Source organism: Marinobacter similis (assembly GCF_000830985.1).
GTDB classification, from domain to species: Bacteria; Pseudomonadota; Gammaproteobacteria; order Pseudomonadales; family Oleiphilaceae; genus Marinobacter; species Marinobacter similis.
Map to the genome: position 1 here is coordinate 474,657 of NZ_CP007151.1, position 21,524 is coordinate 496,180.

A 21,524-nucleotide genomic window follows, 5' to 3' on the forward strand; every position below is an offset into this window, starting at 1 on the left:
TCATGACGAACAGCTGTAGTGCGACGACCCACCAACTCCAAAGAGTTCCAACGGCTTTAACCGGTAGTATTTTTCTTCCACGTCTTTCGATTGCTCGGCGTATGGTTGCGCAAAGACTTCCTGCAACTCTCGCAGCAAAGAATAGTCGCCCGCAGCCGCTTGTTGATAGGCAGGTACCACGAACCATTCCCTCAAACTGTATTTTGGATTAACCAGTTTCATCTGACGAGAAAGTTCCTCGCGAGACTGCAAAGCCGTCAGTGATTTCCATTTCCTAAGCCACTCTGACCAGGCTGCATCCATCGCTTCCGGATTGGCACCATTCCTCGCGCCAGTATAAAAGCTCTTCTTCAGGGGGGTAATATCATCAGGCACGCCGGAGAGCTCTCGAAAGAAAATGGTGTAATCAACAGGTGTGTTCACCATCAAGCTTTCGAGCTCGCTGAACAAGGTCGCGTCAAAGGTGGCAAGACCAAGTTTGGCCGCCCACATTAGCTCCATTTGCTCTGTCATCACCCTTGAAAAACCACTTTGAATCTCTCCGAGCTGTTGCAGATGCTCTGGATCTGCCGTCAGCAGGGGCCGGAGTGTCGAGCAGAACGTGTGGAAATTGCGCTCTGCTGCCGCCGGTTGATTCAAGAAAGAATAATGGTGTCCGCCACCCGTCCATGGCTGGTACTGCGGGTTAAAAACGTCACAGAATCCAAATGGACCGTAGTCGAGAGTGAAGCCCCCGGCGGCACAGTTGTCACTGTTAAAGTTGCCCTGGCAATAGCCGATGCGGATCCAGTTGGCCACAAGCGATGCGAGCCGGCCGCGGAACTCACGCGCGAGCAGTACCAGTTGTTCTGCAGTGGGCAATGTTTGGTCAATGACGTCACTGTACTCACGATCGATCAGATGCAGCACCATCTTCTCAAGCTCCTCCATGGCCTGAGGATGCTCATTCCTGCGAGCACGGCGACTAAAAAGCTCGAGTTGGCCAACCCGAATGAAAGAGGGTGCGACGCGGGTCGAGATGGCGACTGGTTCAGATATAAGTACGTCTGGATTCATCGAACGTGAAGCCTCTGAGTACCAGGGGCGCCTGACCTTCTCTGTTTTTGAAACGTACAAACTTAACGACCGCGACGTTGGAACCCCGAGCGCGTGCATATGCTCTTGTGCCAGGAACTCCCGAACACTTGACCGAAGAACTGCCCGGCCATCCCCACCCCGGCAGTAGGGTGTCCGGCCGCCACCTTTAAGCTGCATTTCCCAACTCTGTCCGTTGATAACCGCCTCAAGCACCGAAATGGCGCGACCGTCGCCGTATCCGTTGCCGGTTTGGAACGGGCACTGTTGGGTGTATTCGGTACCAAAGATGGAAAGAGCGTAGCCGCACGCCCACCCTACCCGACGCATCGGCTCCGAAACCTGCGATAGGTCGCCGGAGAATACGCGCACAAAGTCATCGGACTGCACCATGCTGTCAGCAAAGCCCAGTTCACGGAACAGAGTTTTGCCGTGCGCAATGTACTCGGGGTTCTCGATGGGTGTGGGATTTACCGGAACATAGTGGCCCGAGAACACTTGACGCGGCTCATGGTCCGCCCCGTTTGCTTTCGCCTCAGGGTCACAGTTGAGAGTGTCCATAAGGGAAAAATCTGCCAACTCTGCGACATCGTCGAAGTTCGAGATAAACGAATGTCTCTCCTGGGGAGATCGCTTTAGCATAGGGGCTCCTGGCGCGTAGATTTAATGACGGTCAGCAGTGTGCATGGATAAGTGAGTTCTGTCTTGCGTTGACTGGGTTATCTGACCTGCGTTTTTCATCGCCAACGCTTTGCCAAGGACTCTGTAGAAGACTAGATTAGATGGCCAAAGGAAGGGAAAACAAGACAGATGAAACCGCTCATTCTGATCGTCGGTTACCTGGTCGTTGTCACGTTGCCGTTGGCTATTTCCTGGTGGGTCGGAGGGCCGCCGCGCCAGTTCCAACAGGAGCTGGCATCCGGTATGGGCATTCTTGCCTTTTCGATGGTCCTCATAGAATTCATCTTGTCCGGCCGTTTCAAGGCCATTTCTAATGGCGTAGGCCTGGATGTAACCATGCGGCTCCACCAGATCATGGCCCGCACGGCACTGGTCTTCGCTCTGCTGCACCCGTTTCTATACCAGGGAACGCCCTCGGGTGGTCAACGCCCATGGGACCCCACGCGCGCATTGACGATCACGACTGATTTTTCCGCGCTTTCGAGCGGTATTGCAGCCTATCTGTTACTTCCGAGCCTCGTAGTGCTGGCCATCGGGCGCACCCAACTGGGCTTTAAATACGAGACATGGCGTCTTTTACATGGTGTCGGCGCGCTCTTGATCGCGATGCTTCTGTGGCACCACACCGTGAATGCAGGGCGATACGGATCGCAGCCCGTGATGAGCTGGGTGTGGCTGGCAATGACTGGACTGGCTATCGGGTCACTACTTTCTGTTTACCTCCTGGTTCCCCTTCTGCAAAAGGCCCGCCCCTGGCGGGTGACCTCCGTAGCCCGATTGACGCCCAGGCAGTGGGAAGTGACCGTAAAACCAGACGGTCATCGTGGTCTGGATTATAAAGCCGGGCAATTCGTCTGGCTCAATGTGGGAAACAGCCCATTCTCGCTGAAAGAAAACCCGTTCTCCATTTGCTCGGCGCCGGCGGCCGGACCGGAACTATCGTTCATGATCAAAGAACTTGGCGATTTCACACGAACAATCGGCCAGATAAGAACTGGAACAGTCGCCTATCTTGATGGCGCCTATGGCAATCTTTCTCTCGATGGTCGCACTGAACCTGGGGTCGCGCTCATCGCAGGGGGCGTGGGCCTTGCCCCGCTGCTGGGCATACTCAGGCAAATGCGCCTGACCGGCGATTCGCGCCAGGTAAAGGTGATCTATGGAAATCGCATAATCGATCAGATTGCCTATCGTGAGGAGTTAGATGCGGAGAATGTCTTTTATGTTCTTCAGGAACCGCCAGAAACCTGGCACGGAGAAACAGGCTTCATAGATTCGGCGCTAATCGATCGCGTATTTACAGAGATAGAATTCAGCGAATGGGTCTTCGTGATGTGCGGGCCGGCAATCATGATGGATACCGTTGAAGACCACCTGATTGAGAGGGGCACGCCCTCTCAACGTATCCTGTCGGAGCGGTTCAGCTATGACTAATCCAATCAAGCGCCTGAGCACCCGGCAAAGGGTTTCATGGATGATATGGGCCCTCAACATCACACTATGCTCGATACTTCTCGTTTTCGTATTGCGCTAGTGAGAATCTAGATCTTGACCTTAATAGCCAGCTTTCCCGAAAAGCGCTTGGCCATGAAGTCCTCCTGAGCCTGCACCACATCGCGCAAAGCGTAGGTTTTTGCTACCACCGGTCGAATTTCATTCCGCTCGATGTAGCCGATCAGGTTCTCGAATACTCGCTTTGGCTGCCAGGTAGACCCGAAAAAGCTCAGGTCCTTCAGGTACAGAGTGCGCACATCCAGTTCCACGATGGGGCCGGCGATCGCACCGGATACCACGTAACGCCCGCCTCGGCTCAGCACCTCCAGAAGCTCCGGCCACTGCGGGCCAGCAACCAGATCCGCCACCACATCAACACTGTCCTTCTCAAGCGATTCAAGCAGAGATTGACCTCTGGGGATCACCTTATCCGCTCCCAGCTCACGAACCTCATCGAACTTGGCTTCCCCACACACTGCGATGACCTCGGCGCCACGACGCTTGGCCAGTTGAACCGCAGCCGATCCGACACCGCCGGAAGCACCGGTAATCAGAATGCGCTCACCTGCCTTCAACCCGACTCTGTCCAGCATGCCTTCCGCCGTGGAATAGGCACAGGGGAACGAAGCCAGTTCAGTGTCAGTCAGATTGCTGTTCACCGCGAACACTTCACTGGCGCGTGCCACGGCGTATTCCGCGTAGCCGCCATTAAACTCCGAACCGAACGTGACCAAGTTGTAGGAAGAGGGATCATCAGGCGCCTGCTGCATAGGGCGAACGAGCACGCGTTCGCCAATCCGGCCCGAATCCACACCCTCACCTACGGCAACAATTCGGCCACAAGCGTCCGCGCCCTGAATCCGCGGAAAGCTCAGAGGCTGTCCAGACCAGCCACCGTCTTCCTCGTTGGCGGACTCAAAACCGGCTGCGCCCTGGTCCGTCCCGGTCGTCACACCTTTGGAGTACCAGCCAGTGCGGGTGTTGATATCGGTATTATTGATTGCGCTGGCACCCACTTCGATCAGCACTTCGCCTTTACCGGCCTTTGGTACTGCAAGATTGTCCCGGTACTCGAGCTTGTCCAGACCGCCATGACCTGTAAGTACCACGCCCGCCATTACCTCAGGAATGTCGCTCTGTTTCATGCTGTTACCCTCAATCATCGGTTTCCAAAAAAAGCCCGCAAGCGGGGAATGTCAGGCTGACATCATAAGAACGCCCAATAATTCATTCAAACGAATTAATCTGATACCGTAGTTCATTATTTGTGAACCATAACCGACTGCGCCGACTTTCCTTCAACCTCTTGCCTTGGACCATGCCATGAAGCCCTTGCTGGATCTTGAGTTACTGAACACCTTCTCGGTTGTCGTTGAAGTGGGCGGGTTCAAGGAAGCCGCTACCCGGCTCTACCGCTCGCAAGCAGCTGTGAGCATGCAGATCAAGCGTCTTGAGGAACAGCTGGAGCAACGTCTTCTGGAGCGAAGTAATCAGGGCATCAAACTGACCGATCCCGGGAAGACGCTCCTGGCCTACATCGATCAGCTGCTTCGCCTGAACAACGAGACTCTCAGTGCTCTCAGTGCAGAGCCTTTGCGAGGTCCGGTACATTTCGGCATTCCGACCGATTACGCCCAGACCTTTCTGGAACATTTCCTGCCGCGCATGCGGGATTCTTTTCCTGAGCTGGTTCCGCGCATCACCTGCGGCCGCAGCCGCAAACTTCGAGAGTTGGTAAACACCGGTGATCTGGATATTGCCATTGTGACCGGCGAGGCCCAATTTCCCAATGAAAAGAGCTTGTGGTCAGAAAGGCTATGCTGGTACGCGCCGACAGGGATGCCTCTTGAGCGACAAGGATCCCTGCCCGTGGCGTTACTGGAAAGCGATTGTGCACTGCGAGACCTTGCCCAGCTGGACCTGAAACAATCTGGTCTGGCACATCATTCGGTGGTCACAAGCCCGGATATGGCCAATCTTTATGCAGCGGTAGAAAGCGGCCTTGCGGTGGCGCTTTTGCCGGAGTCGTCAATTTCATTAGAGCGAGTCCGACCACTGCGTATAGACAGCATGCCGGACCAGCGCCTGTTCACCATGAACCTGATCGAGGCGGGAACACTGGGGAAGGCGTTTCTAGAGCCATTGGAGAACTGCATCCTCAATGCTGCCCAAGCTTTGCGTCAGCCCTAACAACTTTACCGCCTATGGATTGGCCTTCTGACCAAAAAGCAATTTTTTGCCCTCCTCTGTCACGGCTGGTCGACTGGACCAGGGAGCGCCCTTTTCATAGGCCTTGATGACGGCTGGGCGCTGTTGCATGGCGGTAAACCAGCGCTTTAGGTTTGGGAAGTCATCCAGCTTCTGTTGTTGAGCCTCATGGGGCACCACCCAGGGATAGATCGCCATGTCCGCAATGGAATACTCGTCTGCAACCCAGTCACGCCCTTCCAGCCGCCGATTGAGTACCCCGTAAAGCCGATTGGTCTCATTCACGTAACGGTCTATTGCGTAGGGGACCTGTTCAGGCGCGTAACGCACGAAATGGTGATTCTGGCCCGCCATCGGTCCCAGCCCACCCATTTGTCACATCAACCACTGCACAACCGAAACACGGGCGCGAGGCTCTTGCGGCAGGAAGCGGCCAGTTTTTTCTGCCAGATACATCAGAATAGCGCCGGACTCAAACACCGAAACAGGCTCCTCACCTGCTGACGGTGAATGGTCTACGATTGCCGGCATACGGTTGTTCGGTGCTATAGCGAGAAACGACGGCTTGAACTGATCCCCGGCACTGATATCAACCGGATAAATCTGATAGTCGAGGCCGGCTTCCTCAAGAAAAATTGTAATCTTGTGGCCATTGGGCGTCGGCCAATAATAAAGGTCTATCATGGTGTCTCACCCGCCTACAGTGTGTCAGTTGCCGGTTCATTCTCAGGGTAGTTTTGCGGATAGAGCGCCCGCTTGGCTGCCTCGTCCATCTCACTCTGGAAAGGGATATCCTGGCCCACTGTTCGTGCACGTGCGACAGCCGGACGGCTATTGATGCGGTCGAACCACTCTTTCAGATGCGGGAAGTCAGTCAGTTCTGGATCTCCAAGTACCGGGCCGGCTTTGTCTATCCAGCCCCAGGCCGCGATGTCGGCAATGCTGTAGTCATCCCCCACAATGTAGGTCCGATCAGACAGGTGGGTATTCAGCACGTCGTAATGCCGTTGTGCCTCACGTCTGTAGCGATTCATCGCGTACGGGATTTTCTCCGGCGCCGCGTGGTTGAAGTGAACGGACTGACCCGAATAAGGACCTAGACCAGACGCCAGGAACATCATCCACGACAGCAATTCAGCGCGGGTTTCAGGCGCCCCACCCAGCTGTCCGGTCTTCTCAGACAGGTAAAGCAGAATGGCATTGGAATCGAATACCCTAACACCGTCGTCTTCGATGGCTGGTGTTTTACCGTTGGGATTGATGGCTCGAAACTCCGGGCGGTGCTGTTCGCCTTTCAGGGTGTCGACAGGCACCAGCTCGTAGGGTGTGCCGGTTTCTTCCAGGAAAAGAGCGACCTTCATCGGGTTGGGTCTGGGGTGAAAATAGAATCTGATCATTGTGACCTCAGGAATCCATTGATATACGCCCGTCAGAGAAACCGAACGGCTCAATAGCGGGCATGAACCAACACCTTAGATATTTTTGAGTGATCACTCAACTTAATTGTCACAAATTTTCAAACACCGCTGTTCAGAGGCAGTTTCCCGGCTCTTGGCCATGATCAACAACAAGGCCCCCAGCACCATTGCTCCAGCAGCTGTATAAAGCCCCGCGGAGTAGTCTCCGTTGTACTCACGCAGTACCCCGGTGATCGCCGGTGCAATCATTTGGGCAATGCCATAGAAAATGGTCATCTTCCCCATGAATTTGGCGGGTCTGGAGGGATAGAAGCGGCCCGCCATGGTTAGCACCAGGCAGACAATGCCCACAAAGGTGCCTCCAAAAAGGATGGCGCCGATCATCGTGAACAGGAGATTGGGTTCAATAATCGGTAGCAGAATGCCTACAGCCTGCAGCAGGCTGGCGACAATCATCGCATTCAGATTTCCTATCCGACGTGCAATGAGATCCCAAAGCATGGCGCTCGGCGCTGCAGCGACCCCCATCACGAGAAACGCCCAAACGCCTTTACCTTCCAGTCCGGGTAATTCATCAACCAGCGCAACAATGAAGGTCGCGCTCACCACGTAACCAACGCCGGCACAGAAATAAGCAACGGCGAACAGTCTCATGAAGGCGGCACTGGGTGGCGAATCTTCCATGGATTTCTGATTCGACCCGACAGGTACAGGAACCGGTCGTGGCAGCCATCCCAATGCCGGAATCAGAATGACGGCACCAATCGCGGTCAACACAAGCCATTGCTCGCGCCAATCAAACACCGTGTTCATCAATTCAACGGCAGCAGCACACAAAACCATGCCCAGGCCAACGCCACTGAACTGAATACCCAACTCACTACGATGGTTGTTCCGCATCAGCCAGTTCAGCACCAACCCGGAACCTATCAGCATACCGGCGGCACAGCTCAAGCCAGCCACCAAGCGAAGGATCGACAAAAGCCAGAAGTTATCAGTCAGCCCCATGCCCGCGGTTGTAACCACTGCCAGGAAGAGGCCTATTCGATAAAGCCGGTCTTTCAGTTCCAGATCACTGATCATCGAGCGATTAACGCGCCACACAGGTAACCCAAATAGTTAATCGCCGCCAACCAGCCGCCTTCCGCCGCTCCCAGCTCCGGGCTCTCCAACATGGCCGGCAACAGCGGCGTGTAGGCAAAGCGGGAAATGCCCATTACCAGAATCAGGTTCAAAACCCCTGCGGTGAGGACCTTGTAACGTTGAGCTGAGTCATTCATGGGCACCTCAGGCATTGGCAAAATGGGACTGGTCAAAGCGTATCTCAGCCAATAACCTATAGGAAATAGATTATTTGGATGCTAACAACAATCAATGGCCAAGCCTCATCATGATCCCATAGAGCCAGTGTTGCATTGGTTGTTTTAATCGCTTTCAAAATTGATGCAGACTGAAACTTCTCAAGGGAAAAATCAGATGACAATGCAATTAGTCTGGCTTCATGGACCGCCAGCGGCGGGGAAATTGACCGTCGCCAAAGCCTTGCAGAGCAAGCACAACTTCAAGCTCTTTCATAATCATTTGGCGGTTGATCTGAGCATGGCGATCTATGACGCCTTCGGCGACAAGGATTTCCACCACTTCACTAATTCGATCAGGCGCCAAACGCTATCCAAGGCCAATGAACTTGGCGTTGAGCGCATGGTAATGACCTTCATGACGTGCGCGCAGGAAGATCGAAAGGAAATCCGTCGATATCTCGATTTCTTTGAATCAGAAGGCATAGAGGTATACCCGGTTCAGATACTTCCCAGGCATGACGTGCTATTCAGCCGTTCAGTGTCACCAGAGCGACAGCAAAGCCATAAGATCTCCTGCCACAAGCATCTTTCCGATTTGCTGTCCGAGTGGAAGTTCCTTCCCATTGAGCACAAGAATGCCCTTCAGATCGATAATTCTGAGCGGTCACCCGACGACGTGGCTCAACAGATCATGAGCCACTTGGCACGCCGTTGAACTCCACAGCAATTCAGGATTGGGTGATCATACCGGCCGTCATGGAGCCAAGAGCCACCAGGTGGATCAGCATGATTGCCTTGTCTTTCCAGAAAACCCCCACGGCAAACCACCCAACTACGCCGACAATGAATAGGTACAGATTCCACGGCGTCCAGCCAAAACCTGTCGCGGCATAGCCTAAGATCTGGATGATCGAAGCGACCCATTTCACAACGAAGGCCAATGAAACCGAGCTTTCCGAATTCAAAGGATTGAGCACTACTTTTTCTACAGTCATTCAGTTCTCCATTTAATTCGATGTGACTCTAATTGCGATAAGCGAGTTACTAATTTAAGGTGTTAATAGACGTTGAGCCATCCATCGGAGCTGCTTTAAGACTGCAGATTTACTACTGTGTCCACGAAACTGAATCTTCCATCAATGAACGGGTTACGTGCTTTCGAATCCGCCGGCAGACACCTAACGTTTCGTGCAGCAGCAGAGGAGCTTGGGGTCACTCAAGGTGCCGTCGCCCAGCAGGTGCGAGGATTAGAGAGCGATCTGGGCATTCGGCTTTTCCTCAGAGAATCTCGCGGTTTAGCACTGACCGCTCAAGGCCGTGACTACCATGCAGCCGTGTCCCGTTCTCTGGCCCAAATTTCGAGTGCAACTGAGCGCCTGCTACCTTCGCCTTCAAAAGTCACGATCAGCGCAACGCCGACATTTGCTTCCAAGTGGCTAATTCCACGCCTTGCCGAGTTCACCGAACAGCACTCAGATATTGATCTGCGCGTTACCGCAACTGAAAAAGTACTGAGCTTTCACACAGACGGAATAGATTTGGCGATTAGACAGGGGGAACCACCGCCAAGTGCCTACCATACAACTCACCTGCTCTTTCCACAGGAAATTGTTGCGGTGTGCTCACCTGCTCTATTTACTGACGGGCCAAAGCGATTAACTTTGGGTGAGCTTGCGAACTTTCCGCTCCTCCACGACACACACGATTTATGGCCCTCATTTCTTGAAATGCTTGGCGGACCAACAACGTCTCAGATTAGAGGGCTACGGCTCAGTCAGACAACGTTATGCATTGATGCCGCTTTGGCGGGACAAGGTGTTGCATTGGCAAGTCGGTTCTTGGTCGAGCGCGATCTTAACGACGGTCGGCTAATGCAGCCGGTTCTTGAGACGCTTAAGGGAGAGCAGAATTTCTATCTCTTGGCGCCTCGTCACGATCATTCCGTAGCGGCAAAAACAGTTAGTAATTGGTTAAAGAAGCATGTCTAACTCATTGATTAAAAGATCATAGGTGGCCCTTCAAAACTTCTTCGGCCCGGACACTCGCTTCATGCCTGGAAGAAACCGTCTCGGCCGGGGCACCACTGTTATCGTAGATTTGGATCAGTTGCTCGATAACGTCTTTTGGAATTCCCGGAGCCAGGATAATCACCTGCCGGATCATGCCACGCCTCACCGACCACTCGGCAATGTCCTTTCGGATATGCTTCAACTCGTCGGCGTACAACAAGCCCAAGAGATCGGACGTTTCGACGTAGTCAGTAAAGTCGATGATTTTGACCCACTCTCGGTGCGGGTGGTGGTTAACCATGGATTGGTAGGCGAGAAGATAATCGCTGACGCTGGTCTTCGCCCAGGTTCTGAAGAGAGTTACGACTAAGCTTTTGCCTTCCCACACAATCATGGTTCTTGGGCCTGTGGACGAGTCGTCAAAGATCCGTCTTATTATACGCTTGGACCAGGCAATCTGCTTGCATCTGATACCGCGTCATTTCACAACCAGATACAGGAGAGAGTGAGATGAGAGCGGCAATTTAGCCGCTCTCCGGCAGGATTTTACTGTTCGGCGGGCTGACGAATCCCAAGGGTTTTGTTCGCCGAATCACGAACCTCCCGGTAGCGTTCCGGGTTGTTAATCAGCGTGTCCAGATCATCCTCGGGGAAAATCTCTTTCTTCTTTTTCTGGGCCTCGTCCTTGGTAAAAATCGATGGCAACAGCTGCTCCAGGCAGCGCAACATAACCTCAGGGGAAACCGAGGCTCCGGGTGAAGCGCCCAGCAATGTCCCGTAGGTCTTGTCACTGGAAACCAGAATCTCGGTGCCCATCTGCAGATCACCGTCTTTGATGATTTGCACGCGCTGGCCAGCTTCGATGGCTTTCCAGTTGAACTTCTTGCTCATGCCCGGAGCGAAGCTCTCCAGCTCCTCGAACATGCTCTTCTCGCCTTTGAAGGTCTCAGACACCAGATACTTAACCAGCGGGAAATGCTCCAGGCGACGTTCAGCAGGCCAGGAATGTCATGCAGCCGCATGGATTTGAGGTAATCAAAGAAGCCTCGCCCCTTCTCCAGCACCGGTTTGAAGGAGGCAAAAGGACCAAACAGCAGATAGTGCTGGCCTTCGGCGACGCGTAAATCCAGGTGCGGTACCGACATAGGAGGCGCACCAACGGCGGCTTTGCCATAGGTTTTAGCGCGATATTGCTCGGCCTGTTCCGCGCTGATTGGCGCCTGCAGGAATCGACCGCCGACCGGAAACCCGCTGAAGCGGCTGCGGAACGGCAGGTGGCTTTTCTTCAATAGCGGGAAAGCACCACCCCCAGCGCCAACAAACAACACGTCGGCACGATGCTGGATTTCCGCCCCGTTCTGTTCGGCTTCAATCAGCCAGCGTCCAGTGGGGCTGCGGTGGACGCGTTTCACATGAGTGCCATACTCAATTTTGACGCCAAGTTCCTGCACCGCGTGGGCGGCCATCTGCTCAGTCAAGGCGCCGAAATTGACGTCGGTACCGGTTTCAATCACCGTCGCAGCCATTTTTTGGTCGCGCGGGCGCTCTTCCATCAGGTACGGGATCCAGCTCTTGATCTCGTCGAAATCCTCGGAGAACTGCATGTTTTCGAAGAAATGATGGGCTGACATTTCTTTGAATCGCAGTCTCAGCTCTTCAATCGATGCCTCAGACACAATCGTGCAGTGCTTGGTGCGGTTGATGAAGCTCTTGGGGTCTTTGATAGCGCCCTTTTCGATGAGGTGTGCCCAGAACTGCTTGGCAATATTGAACTGAGCGTGGATTTTTAAAGCCTTCTCAACCGAAATAACCTCTTCATCCACGGGGGTGTAGTTGAGCTCGCAGTTGGCCTCGTGGCCGGTACCCGCGTTGTTGAATACCCAGGAATTACCCGCCCCGGCATGATCCAGTCGTTCCAGAATGGTCACGTCCAGCTCGGGAGCCATCTCTTTCGCCAAGGTGGCGAGAGTGGTGCCCATAATACCCGCGCCGATGATGATCAGGTTCATAAACTTTATCCATCCGCCTGAATTTTTTGAGTTTGGTCCACGAAGGAGCCGTGCTAGAAAGTGCTAGTACCCGAAGGTACCATGCTTCGGCCATTCTCAGGGAACCTGATATGGCCGATACCCCAACAGCAACCAAACCACTTCGAAAACCGGGCGTAGAACTGTAGTGACCAGAGTCAGGAACAACTTCTCACCATGACCATTCCGCTGGTGTACCACCCGGATTACAGTTTCCCATTTCCTCCCCGCCATCGCTTTCCCATGGAGAAGTTTGCGCGATTGGCTGCCTACCTGCGTGGCCAGAATATCCTGACACCGGGCAACTGCTATCGTCCAGGCCCCTGCCGCCAGCAATGGCTGACACAAACGCACTGCCCCGAGTACCTCCAGCGCTTTTACCGCAACACTCAGTCCGACAAAGAGCGTCGGCAAATGAACCTGCCCTGGAGCGAGGGACTGGTAAAGCGGACCTTTCTGGCTCCCTCCGGTACTGTGCTCACAGCTCAGCTTGCCCTGCAGCATGGCGTTGCCTGCCATTTGGCTGGTGGCACCCACCACGCCCATCACGACTACGCCTCGGGCTTTTGCATCCTCAACGACTTGGCCATTGCCGCAAACGTGCTGGCTCGGCAGAACGAAGGTCTTCAGGTGTTGGTGTTTGATTGCGACGTGCACCAGGGCGATGGCACCGCGGCTCTTCTCCAGAACGAACCCCGCGCATTCACCTGTTCCATCCACTGCAAACAGAACTTCCCCTTCATCAAAAAACAGAGTGACTGGGACGTAGAGCTACCCGCCGCCACCCAAGATGAAGCCTATCTCGATACCGTTCGATCAACGCTGCTGGCGGCTATTGAACAGGTACAGCCCGACATTGTGCTCTATGACGCCGGTGTCGACGTGTTCGAAGGCGATCCGCTCGGCCAGCTGCGAATCACCGAATCCGGCATACGGCAGCGGGACAACCTGGTGTTGAGTGAGCTCAAAAAAGCACAAATCCCCGTCGCGACAGTGATTGGCGGTGGCTACGACGATGACCGGGCCACCCTGGCCCGCCGCCATGCCATTGTAATTGAAGAAGCTCAGCGAGTTTTCGGCCGCTAGAAATCCTTAAAATCCCGTCACAGGTCTACCCCATTTCGGAAGTTTACGTTAAGGTAAACGTGTTCCGATCCTGACACAGATCTCACCCGATCCGTCAGGCTGTCTTTCGAGACTTTAACTACACTCCCAAAAGGAGTGTTTTGTTCCTCAGGCCATCACCCCAGGAAGAGGATTATGACAACAACAAAATCCAAAGTTGTGTATTCCCCAGTATTTACCGATGGTGCGGAATTCCGGATTCCCACCTTCAAGTTACTGAAACAGGACGGGTCACTCTACAAGAGTGCCAAGGCTCCTGATCTTGATAAAGAGAAGGCCCTGCGTATCTACCGGGCCATGGTCACCACGCGGATTCTCGACGAGCGCATGCTTGCCGCTCAGCGCCAGGGGCGTTTGAGCTTTTACATGCAGTGCACCGGTGAAGAAGCCGCCGTTATCGGCAGCACCGCTGCGCTGGATGATGGTGACATGATCATGGCGCAATACCGGGAACAGGGAGCCCTCGCCTATCGCGGCTTCTCCATCGACGAGTTTATGAACCAGCTGTTCGGCAACGAGCTGGACTATGGCAAGGGCCGCCAGATGCCCGTTCATTACGGTTCCAAAAAACTCAACTACATGACCATTTCATCGCCCCTGGCCACTCAGATTCCTCAGCCACCGGCTACGCCTATGGCCAGAAAATGGCGGGCGAAGGTCATTGCACCATTACTTACTTTGGCGAAGGCGCCGCCTCCGAAGGCGACTTCCACGCGGCCCTGAACATGGCCGCAGTTCACCGCGTTCCTGTTATCTTCCTGTGCCGAAACAACGGCTATGCCATTTCAACGCCTGCCGCTGAACAGTTCGCGGCCGATGGTGTTGCGCCCCGGGCCTACGGCTACAAGATGGACGTAATCCGGGTGGACGGTAACGACATCCTCGCCATGTATCAAGCCACTCAGGAAGCACGCAAGCTCGCGGTAGACCATAACCGCCCCGTGTTGATTGAAGCCATGAGCTATCGCCTGGCGGCTCACTCCTCCTCCGACGACCCTTCAGGCTACCGCAGCAAAGACGAAGAGTCCGTCTGGCGCGAGAAAGATCCAATCCTGCGCATGCGCTTGTGGCTGGAAAGCTTGAAGTGGTGGAGCGAGGACGACGAAAAGCAACTCCAGGAAAACATGCGCCGCGAAGTTCTTGAAACCATGAAGCGCGCCCAGAAGCGGCCACCTCCCGCACTCGATACGCTGGTTACCGATGTTTACGACGAAGTTCCGCCGCACCTGGCAGAACAGTTCGAAAAGGTAAAAGCGCACATCCGCAAGTATCCGGATGAGTACCCAAAGAGTGCCGAACACGCGAAGGGAGGGGCCTGAGATGAGTAAGATGAACATGCTCCAGGCCATCAACAATGCCCTGGACACGGCCATGGCCGAAAACGAGAAAGTACTGTGTTTTGGCGAAGACGTCGGTGTATTTGGCGGCGTTTTCCGAGCCACCAGTAACCTGCAACAAAAGTACGGTAAGGCCCGCTGCTTCAACACCCCATTGGTGGAACAGGGCATTATCGGCTTTGCCAACGGCCTGGCCGCGCAGGGCTCGGTGCCCGTGGCCGAGATTCAGTTTGCGGATTACATCTTTCCGGCGTTCGACCAGATCGTTAACGAATCCGCCAAGTTCCGGTACCGCTCTGGCAACCTGTTTGATGTAGGTGGCCTGACCATTCGGGCGCCCTATGGCGGCGGTATCGCCGGTGGTCTTTACCACTCGCAATCACCGGAAGCCTATTTCGCTCACACGCCCGGTCTGAAGATTGTAGTACCGCGCAACCCCCACCAGGCCAAGGGTCTGTTGCTGGGCGCGATTCATGATCCCAACCCTACCCTGTTTTTCGAACCCAAACGGCTGTATCGCGCCTCCGTTGGCGAAGTGCCTGATGAGGATTACCGCCTGCCGCTGGGCGAAGCCGAAGTAATCAAGGAAGGCTCGGACATTACTCTGCTGGGCTGGGGCGCCAGATGGAAGTGATCGAGAAAGCCGTGGAAATGGCCGAAAAAGAAGGCATTTCCTGTGAGGTTATCGACCTGAGAACCATCCTGCCCTGGGACGTGGAAACCGTTGCCAACTCGGTGTTCAAAACCGGACGCCTGGTGGTCACTCACGAAGCTCCCCTGACCGGCGGTTTCGCCGGTGAAATCGCCGCCACCATACAGGACCGCTGTTTCCTGTATCTGGAGTCTCCGATTGCACGGGTTACCGGGATCGACACACCGTTCCCGCTGGTGCTGGAAAAAGAGCACCTGCCCAATCACCTGAAGGTCTATGAGGCCATCAGGGCGAGCGTCGATTTCTAGGCTGGTATCAGGACAGGAGAGTAACCATGAGCGATTTTATACTGCCCGATATCGGCGAAGGTATCGTGGAATGTGAACTGGTCAAATGGCTGGTCAGTGAAGGTGATCTGATCGAAGAAGATCAGCCGGTGGCCGAGGTAATGACCGACAAGGCCCTGGTGGAAATCCCCGCGCCCTACAAGGGCCGTGTAACTCGTCTTTACCACAAGGAAGGCGACATCGCGAAGGTACACGCCCCGCTGTTTGAGCTGGTTGGCGAAGATGACGAATCCGGCGCTGCCGCCGGGCAATCAAAGCCGGAAGCCAAAGAGCCTTCAGCGGGAGAAAAGCCGTCAGCGGGTAAAGAGCCCTCAGCGGGAGCAAAGCCGTCTGCCGAGCAAGCGCCCGCGGCCTCCGCAAATCAAGGCGATGATGCCACCGAAGACTTTATCCTGCCGGATATTGGCGAAGGCATTGTTGAGTGTGAAGTGGTGGAATGGCGCGTTGCCGAAGGTGACGAGATCGAGGAAGACCAGCCCGTGGTCGACGTAATGACCGACAAGGCAATGGTTGAGATCACCGCACCCAAGGCTGGCCGGGTCACCAAGCTTTATCATCAGCAGCAGGAAATGGCGCAGGTGCACTCGCCTCTGTTTGCCTTTATCCCTCGCGAGCGCGACGAGCCGGTCGAATCGAAGGCCAAGCCCAGCCAGGCTTCCGCCCAGGATTCAGCGCCAGCCGCTACGCAGCAACCGGCGGCGGCACAGAGCCGGCAACGCATTCCGGCCAGCCCGGCGGTTCGTCGACTGGTCCGGGAACACAGCCTGAATCTGGCCGACATCAAGGGTTCCGGCAAAGACGGTCGTGTACTGAAGGCCGATGTGCTGGCCCACCTTGATAGGCCGGCAACGCAGCCCGAAAGCCAGGCAGCTTCTGCGGAAGCCAAACCGGCACCCGCTAGCGGTCGCCGACAGGCAGCGGGCGAGCAGGAAGTTCGCGTTGAACCGATCAAAGGTATGAAAGCCGCCATGGCCCGCAACATGGTCACCTCGGCAACCACGATCCCTCATTTCATCTACAGTGAGGACATCGACGTTACCGACCTGTTGGCCCTGCGCGAGAAGCTGAAAGTAGAGGCCGAAGCCAAAGGCTCGCGCCTCACCCTGATGCCATTCTTTATGAAGGCCATGGCTCTGGCGGTGCAGGATTTCCCGCTGCTGAACAGCCGTGTTAATGACGACGTCACCGAAATTCACTACCTGTCCCAGTGCAACATCGGCATGGCAGTGGACGGCAAGGCCGGCCTGATGGTCCCCAACGTCAAAGGGGTTGAAAGCCTCACTATGCTGGGCGTTGCTGACGAAGTGGCGCGGCTGACCGAGGCAGCACGATCGGGCCGGGTCAGTCAGGACGACCTCAAGGGCGGCACCATCACCATTTCCAACATTGGCGCATTGGGCGGCACTTACGCCTCACCCATTATCAACGCGCCGGAAGTGGCCATCGTTGCCCTTGGCCGTACCCAGAAGCTGCCACGCTTCGACGCCAACGGCCAGGTCGTGGAACGGGCTATCATGACGGTAAGTTGGGCCGGTGATCATCGCATTATTGATGGCGGCACCATTGCCCGTTTCTGCAATCGGTGGAAAAGCTACCTGGAATCGCCGCAGTCGATGCTGCTGCATATGGGCTAACGGGCAATCATGACGCAGGCAAAACAGATTCAGCAGTTCTACATACCCGAAGAGCAATCTGTTTATCTGCTCAGTCATGACGATGCCAAAAAGCTCAAGGACTGGGTGGCGTTATGCGCTGCCCAGCTCCGCCAGCTTGGGTATCATGACATCGAAATGATCGGCAAAGGTGCCTACGGATTCGTGTTCTCTGGTCGCCTGACTCTGGCAGGCACGAGCGAACTGGAGCATGTCTTCAAGTTCACCCGCATCAATCTGCCCCAGCACCTGCAGGATCGGCTGGAAGATGAAGCCTATATACTCGAACAGGTTCGGCACCCGAGAGTCCCCCGACTGATTTCCTACCAACGCGCCCACAACCAACCCATTCTGGTGATGGAACGGGCCGCAGGTCTTAATCTTGAAGAAGTTTCCCTTCGTGAGGGTCGGCTGAAACCCCGGCTCATCATTCGAATTGCCGACCAGCTTGCGGACATTCTGCGCAACCTGCGGCGTGAATCCGGCCCAGCCGGACGCCCCATCGTGCACGGCGACATCAAACCCTCAAATCTGGTCTTTGACGCCAGCACCGAAAACATCGCCCTAATTGATTGGGGCTCGTCGGTGTTCGCCCAGCTGGATGCCAACCAGCAATTCATCACCGCCAACGTGATGGAACTGATGTCTGACAACCTCCAGCAGACCAATGCGCGGCTGGGCGATGTCTATTTCATTGGTTCGGAACAGTTGAACGGAGGTCTCTCCTCACCGCGTTTTGACGAACAGGGCGCGGCCGGCACCCTTTACGCCCTCGCCTCAGGCCAGTCCTGCCGGTTCGGGCACCAGGCTATTCCGGCGGCGTCCCTGGGATTGCCCATGGAATTCGCCCGCATGCTGGATGGCATGCTGTCACCGGACCCGGAAACCCGCCGCAAAGCCGGCGATTACTATCTGAATGAAATGCCGAGAATGGCACGCACGGTGATGATTGACCTGCCCGCCAATCCCGTCGCACCGCAGGTTCCGGTGTGGGTGCGGGCCTCGGATCAGGAGATTGATACAGTCGTTTACAGCTCTCGGAAGTCTTTTCTGAGAGAGGAAGGCGCGCCGGAAACCCTGAACGACGTTAACGACGTGCAGCTGGACCGTTACTACAAGAATTTCATGCAGGGCATGGGCGAAACCGAGAAAGCCTTCCTCGCCGCTGTCAGCCGATTGGGCCGATACCCGGTCGAAGGTGGCCTCGCGGTGCGCTGGGAGACCGACGGCGTGTACATCGACACCTCCCTGAACCTGCACGACCCGAGCCTGAAAACGGCCTTTGTGCGGGCGGTCAACAACATGGTGTATCTGGCCCAGGCAATCTATCGCAAGGGTATCTTCAAGAGCTGCCTGTTCAACGCCCGAAACACTCTGCACATTGATCGCGCCGACCCGGATCAGCCATTCCTGGTAACAGCCGACATGAGCCTGCACTACGAGGTCAGTGCGGCACCGGAGGTGGAAGACGAAACCCGCGTTCACTCTTACTTCGAGGACGGCCCCGATCCAGAAGAGTTCCTGGTGCTGCCTGAAACCATCATCCGGGCGTTGGAAGCGCTGAACAGAATCCACCACACCGGGATGATCATCTTCGAGGCTCTTCCCAAGCACCTGAAGATTCACAGCCATTACCGGCTGCTTGATCCGGATCAGGAGCCGGAATTCAGCCGGCTACTGGATGAAATTCTGTCGGCGGTGGAGGAGATCACCGGGTTGGGCGTGTCCGGCTTCATGAAAATGCCCTACAAAGACACCCGATTTTTCCCCCACATCGAGCACCTGCCCGAGAGTTATTACCCCCGGAATCCCAGATCCACCGGCGTTACTTCTTGACCGACTGCCTGCCTTAATGACCGGCCTGCCCTACAACTGTCCTGAATGAAGGACAAAACCTGTACGTAAAGCCGGACATTTGTATCCAGAATTCAGGACAAGTTTGCACGTGTTCACTGACAATCCCCTATAAATCATACACGTGCGAATATGGTGCAGTTTTTGAATAGTTTTTAGTCGCAACTGTTGGGATTTTCTGAAAATTCCAGGCACGCCTCAATAACAACAAGGAACATTGCATGCGACTACTTCTCCTGACCTTTTTGCTGTTCAGCCCGATGTGTTTTGGCAAAACCGTGGTCGTGATAGAAAGCTATCACGGCGGCTATAAATGGGATGCCGACTACGTTGCCGCTGTTAAATCGGTACTAGGAACAAAGCACGATATTCACGTTCTAGAATTGGACACCAAGCGGCTGAAAAAATCGGAATGGCCTCAGAAAGTGGCCGAGATTCAGCAGGCCGTTGCCAGCATTCAGCCGGATGTTGCCATTCTCGGCGATGACAACGCCTTTACCCTTATGGCCGAGCATCTGGTGAACCAGCACATTCCCGTTGTGTTCCTGGGTGTCAACGGCGGCCCGGAACAGCACCCGACACTAAACCACCCTCTAGTAACCGGTATCCTTGAACGGCCATTTTTCGCAGAGAGTATTCGACACCTGCGCAAGGTGCTGAAGAAGAATGAGCGCTTTCTGGTGCTGATGGATGATTCACCGACCATGCGCAATGCGGTGAACGAGTATTTCGGGGATGAACGCCAGCCTACCCTCTACGGTTCGCGACTCGATATTGTCCTGACCAATGACAAGCAAACCTGGCTGGAATCAGTGTTTAATGCCCATTACCGGTACGACGCGATTGTTGTCGGCACCTATCACACCATCCGCGACGAAAACGATAACTACGCGCCGCCGAAAGAAATCATGACCGAAGCCTACAACCGCGCCCAGGTACCGATCTTCTCATTCTGGGACATCTTTGTGGGTGAGCAGGCAGGCATAGGCGGCTTCACCGTATCTGCCCATCAGGAGGGGCTAACCGCAGCGCGCCTGGCGTCGATGATCCTGAATGGGATGAAACCGGATCGCATTCCGCAGATGAAATCCCTGAGCGGTCATTACGTGTACAGCCGCAGCGGTATGAAACACTGGGATCTGACGCTTTCCTCGCTGATCTCTAGCCAGTCCAATTTCGTGGATTAGACCGACCACCCTGCTCCTCGAATCTGATAGCCACTCATCATTGGGTGGCTTTCCATCAAGTCTGATCAGTCTGCCGGGTAGTTCGCTGGCTCTCCTTCGCCAACAACGCCTGTTTGCGCTCAAGCCCCCAGCGATAGCCTCCAAGCTGACCATCGCCCCTAAGCACCCGGTGACACGGAACCAGCAAGCCAATCCGATTTTTGCCGCAAGCTGTTCCCACGGCGCGGGTGGCCTTGGGCTTTCCAATGCCCTTTGCAACATCGCTGTAGCTAAGCGCCGCGCCCTCCGGAATCGTCTGCAAGAAATTCCAGACCTTGATCTGAAAGGCGGTACCGCGGATGTCGAGAGGGATATCAGGTTTTGGCGCCGCGCTATCAATGTGGCGATCCAGCGCTTCAATCCAACGATCCAGCTCCGGGGCATGTTGCGCCGACGAAGCACTCAGATTTGCCTTGGGAAATTCCCGTTGGAGCGCATCAAGCAGCAAATCAGCCGTATCGTCAAACTGGACAAAGCATACACCCTGGTCGGTAGCCGCCATCATCACCAGGCCCAGTGACGTGTTCCGATAGGCATAGCTGATGCGCTCGCCCTCGGCACCTGCCCGGTAAGCGGTTGGCGTCATGCCCATGCTGCGTTTGCCCTCGCCATAGACACGGCTTACAGAGCCATATCCGGATTCAAAAATGGCATCGGTTACGCCGCTGCCCTGCCTGAGCGATTGCTTGAACTGACGCATCCGGGCAGCGTCCTGATAGGTCTTCGGTGACACTCCCAGAACCTCCTTGAACACCTTTTGCAGGCGCGACGGGGACAGCCCCACTTCCCCAGCCAGACTTGCCAGGGTCAGTGGCTCGTCCGCTCGCTGTTCAATGGTGCGCGCCAGCTCAAACATCTGGGCGCGGCGCTTATCGGAGTCACCCCCGGAATTCGTCGTTTGCATTTTCATTTCACTTGGCATCGGCATCACCGGATCCTTTGTCCTGAAACCATACAACCATCAGAACCGGTTTCCTATGCTGATTCCATCCGATTCTTGCCCGATTCCTCGAGGCACAAATGCGCGAACCCGTCGCCATTGTTGGCACACTGTGTGGTGGTGCACCGAATACAGTAGAGATCTGTTCGATACTCAGCCAATTCACACAACCCCATCAC

16 protein-coding genes and 4 pseudogenes are annotated in these 21,524 nt (G+C 55.2%); 10 read left to right on the forward strand and 10 right to left on the reverse strand.

The window, feature by feature from the left end:
- Window positions 1–1,716 (reverse strand): protein adenylyltransferase SelO, encoded by a 1,716-nt coding sequence (locus AU14_RS02135; RefSeq protein ID WP_041338523.1) that lies wholly within the window; start codon window positions 1,714–1,716, stop codon window positions 1–3.
- A 168-nt stretch (window positions 1,717–1,884) separates the two neighbouring features.
- Here AU14_RS02135 and AU14_RS02140 point away from each other — a divergent pair, with 168 nt between their 5' ends.
- Window positions 1,885–3,189 carry a ferredoxin reductase family protein gene (locus AU14_RS02140; protein ID WP_041338526.1) on the forward strand — a complete coding sequence of 435 codons (1,305 nt, stop codon included), beginning with the start codon at window positions 1,885–1,887 and terminating at the stop codon, window positions 3,187–3,189.
- A gap of 107 nt (window positions 3,190–3,296) precedes the next feature.
- Here the strand turns inward: AU14_RS02140 and AU14_RS02145 are convergent, their stop codons facing one another.
- On the reverse strand, window positions 3,297–4,394 hold the full coding sequence (locus AU14_RS02145; RefSeq protein ID WP_094191269.1) for an alcohol dehydrogenase family protein: 1,098 nt from the start codon (window positions 4,392–4,394) through the stop codon (window positions 3,297–3,299).
- A 178-nt stretch (window positions 4,395–4,572) separates the two neighbouring features.
- Here AU14_RS02145 and AU14_RS02150 point away from each other — a divergent pair, with 178 nt between their 5' ends.
- The gene (locus AU14_RS02150; protein ID WP_041338531.1) at window positions 4,573–5,439 is read left to right on the forward strand and encodes a LysR family transcriptional regulator; all 867 of its coding nucleotides are present in this window, start codon (window positions 4,573–4,575) and stop codon (window positions 5,437–5,439) included.
- Window positions 5,440–5,451: 12 nt separating this feature from the next.
- On the opposite strand, the pseudogene AU14_RS02155 reads toward AU14_RS02150, so the two are convergent.
- The 4 genes and pseudogenes from AU14_RS02155 to AU14_RS22535 all read right to left on the reverse strand — a co-directional run bounded on the left by AU14_RS02155 (window position 5,452) and on the right by AU14_RS22535 (window position 8,155).
- Window positions 5,452–6,141: pseudogene (locus AU14_RS02155) on the reverse strand (glutathione binding-like protein).
- A 14-nt stretch (window positions 6,142–6,155) separates the two neighbouring features.
- Window positions 6,156–6,854, reverse strand: a complete 699-nt coding sequence (locus tag AU14_RS02160; RefSeq protein ID WP_041338534.1) for a glutathione S-transferase family protein — start codon at window positions 6,852–6,854, stop codon at window positions 6,156–6,158.
- A gap of 102 nt (window positions 6,855–6,956) precedes the next feature.
- Window positions 6,957–7,958 (reverse strand): YbfB/YjiJ family MFS transporter, encoded by a 1,002-nt coding sequence (locus AU14_RS02165; RefSeq protein WP_269079084.1) that lies wholly within the window; start codon window positions 7,956–7,958, stop codon window positions 6,957–6,959.
- Window positions 7,955–8,155: a YbfB/YjiJ family MFS transporter gene (locus tag AU14_RS22535; protein WP_269079085.1), complete on the reverse strand. Its 201-nt coding sequence runs from the start codon at window positions 8,153–8,155 to the stop codon at window positions 7,955–7,957. Before AU14_RS22535 ends, AU14_RS02165 begins: the two co-directional genes overlap by 4 nt.
- Window positions 8,156–8,351: 196 nt before the next feature.
- Between AU14_RS22535 and AU14_RS02170 the strand changes: the two genes are divergently transcribed.
- A complete protein-coding gene (locus AU14_RS02170) occupies window positions 8,352–8,891 on the forward strand; it encodes a P-loop NTPase family protein (RefSeq protein ID WP_201773502.1) in 540 nt (179 codons plus the stop codon).
- Window positions 8,892–8,904: 13 nt separating this feature from the next.
- Here AU14_RS02170 and AU14_RS02175 read toward each other — a convergent pair whose 3' ends face one another.
- The gene (locus AU14_RS02175; protein ID WP_041338537.1) at window positions 8,905–9,171 is read right to left on the reverse strand and encodes a DUF6552 family protein; all 267 of its coding nucleotides are present in this window, start codon (window positions 9,169–9,171) and stop codon (window positions 8,905–8,907) included.
- A gap of 117 nt (window positions 9,172–9,288) precedes the next feature.
- Between AU14_RS02175 and AU14_RS02180 the strand changes: the two genes are divergently transcribed.
- A complete protein-coding gene (locus AU14_RS02180) occupies window positions 9,289–10,164 on the forward strand; it encodes a LysR substrate-binding domain-containing protein (protein ID WP_041338540.1) in 876 nt (291 codons plus the stop codon).
- A gap of 16 nt (window positions 10,165–10,180) precedes the next feature.
- Here the strand turns inward: AU14_RS02180 and AU14_RS02185 are convergent, their stop codons facing one another.
- Window positions 10,181–10,579, reverse strand: a complete 399-nt coding sequence (locus AU14_RS02185) for a hypothetical protein (RefSeq protein ID WP_041338542.1) — start codon at window positions 10,577–10,579, stop codon at window positions 10,181–10,183.
- 152 nt (window positions 10,580–10,731) lie between these two features.
- Window positions 10,732–12,194: pseudogene (locus AU14_RS02190) on the reverse strand (malate:quinone oxidoreductase).
- A gap of 195 nt (window positions 12,195–12,389) precedes the next feature.
- On the opposite strand from AU14_RS02190, the gene AU14_RS02195 reads away from it, so the two are divergent.
- From AU14_RS02195 to AU14_RS02220, 6 genes and pseudogenes are all read left to right on the forward strand, one after another.
- Window positions 12,390–13,298: a histone deacetylase family protein gene (locus AU14_RS02195; protein WP_041338544.1), complete on the forward strand. Its 909-nt coding sequence runs from the start codon at window positions 12,390–12,392 to the stop codon at window positions 13,296–13,298.
- A gap of 174 nt (window positions 13,299–13,472) precedes the next feature.
- Window positions 13,473–14,656 (forward strand): annotated as a pseudogene (locus tag AU14_RS02200) (thiamine pyrophosphate-dependent dehydrogenase E1 component subunit alpha).
- A gap of 1 nt (window position 14,657) precedes the next feature.
- Window positions 14,658–15,634: pseudogene (locus AU14_RS02205) on the forward strand (alpha-ketoacid dehydrogenase subunit beta).
- A 26-nt stretch (window positions 15,635–15,660) separates the two neighbouring features.
- On the forward strand, window positions 15,661–17,307 hold the full coding sequence (locus tag AU14_RS02210; protein ID WP_041338547.1) for a dihydrolipoyllysine-residue acetyltransferase: 1,647 nt from the start codon (window positions 15,661–15,663) through the stop codon (window positions 17,305–17,307).
- A gap of 9 nt (window positions 17,308–17,316) precedes the next feature.
- Window positions 17,317–19,161, forward strand: coding sequence for a protein kinase domain-containing protein (locus tag AU14_RS02215; protein WP_041338550.1), 1,845 nt, complete (start codon window positions 17,317–17,319; stop codon window positions 19,159–19,161).
- A 239-nt stretch (window positions 19,162–19,400) separates the two neighbouring features.
- Window positions 19,401–20,366: an ABC transporter substrate-binding protein gene (locus AU14_RS02220; RefSeq protein ID WP_041338552.1), complete on the forward strand. Its 966-nt coding sequence runs from the start codon at window positions 19,401–19,403 to the stop codon at window positions 20,364–20,366.
- A gap of 55 nt (window positions 20,367–20,421) precedes the next feature.
- Here the strand turns inward: AU14_RS02220 and AU14_RS02225 are convergent, their stop codons facing one another.
- Window positions 20,422–21,333 (reverse strand): bifunctional transcriptional activator/DNA repair enzyme AdaA, encoded by a 912-nt coding sequence (locus tag AU14_RS02225; protein WP_052471938.1) that lies wholly within the window; start codon window positions 21,331–21,333, stop codon window positions 20,422–20,424.
- Between the last annotated feature and the right edge of the window lie 191 nt (window positions 21,334–21,524).